Origin of the sequence: Pseudomonas sp. VI4.1 (genome assembly GCF_002029345.1) — a bacterium.
Classification (GTDB): Bacteria; Pseudomonadota; Gammaproteobacteria; order Pseudomonadales; family Pseudomonadaceae; genus Aquipseudomonas.
Map to the genome: position 1 here is coordinate 1 of NZ_MULM01000004.1, position 1,167 is coordinate 1,167.

General features: G+C 54.9%; 1 protein-coding gene. It reads left to right on the forward strand.

Features of this window, described 5'->3' with window-relative positions; genetic code table 11:
* Nucleotides 1–205: 205 nt before the first annotated feature.
* The coding region (locus BZ163_RS00020) for a transposase (RefSeq protein ID WP_128869316.1) at nucleotides 206–1,167 on the forward strand (962 nt) is incomplete at its 3' end.

Here is a 1,167-nt window from a genome sequence, read left to right on the forward strand (position 1 = left end):
CGCTTGTATGTTTAGACTTGAAGGGGTGGGCGGGACTAAAAGCTCGATTCCGACTCTGACCAGTACGGACCGTGGGAGACTTCTCGTCCCGCCCTTTCTACCCGAAGCGCCGATAAGGAATTCATCGGTAAAACCGACGATAGAGGCAAGCCAGCGCAAGGGTAAACCCCGACAAGCCCTTAAACCCTAGCCCCGAGGATTCGTCATGACAATCCTTACCTCACCAACGGTAATCGGCATCGATGTGGCCAAGGCCGAAATCGTCGCTTACCGCGAAGACATTAAAACCACTCAAGCCATCGACAACGACCGGGAAACTCTTAGCCGCTGGCTTAAAGCGCTGCCTGCGCAAAGCTCAATCGCTTTGGAAGCCACCAGCATTTACCACTTGGACACGGTTGAACTGGCCCACGAAATGGGACACCGGGTTTACGTTGTGGATGCTTATCGGCTGAGTCACTACCGCGAAAGCATTGGCCAGCGGGCGAAAACCGACCCTTGTGATGCGCGCCTGCTGGCGCGTTATCTGTCTAGCGAGCAGGAACGACTGCGTCTCTGGAGTCCACCGCCGCAGGCCTACAAAGTGTTGAAAAGTCTGCTGCATAGACGCGCAGAACTCATCAACGTGCGTGTGGGCATCACGCTGAGCTGGTCGAGCGAGCCGCTTCTGAAAGATGAATTGGCCCGGCAGTTGAAGTCCTTCAAACAAGCTGAGCAGGCCATTCAGAAATTACTGCACAAAGTCAGCAAAGAGGCAGGCATCACCGAAAACATCAAGCGTTGCAAAGCCATTGAGGGGATCGGTGAGCTTACGGCGGTGGGTTTGGCGACCGCATTCATGCGTGGTCACTTCGCCAACGGCGATGCATTCATTGCTTTTTTGGGGATGGACTTGCGCGCAAAGGATTCAGGCAAGAAGAACGGGCCTCGCCATCTGTCCAAAAAAGGCGATACAGAGTTGCGGCGCCTGGCTCACAACGCAGCAATGGCGGCTTGTCGGTCTGCCACCTGGAAACCGTATTATGAGTCCTATCTGGCCAGAGGCTTGGCAAAAACCCAAGCCCTGGTCATCCTCGCCCGCAAGCTGTGCCGGGTGGCATTCGCACTCATGAAAAACCAAAGCGAATACCAGCCGAATTTAAGGTTGCAGGGTTCCCCTGCAACATA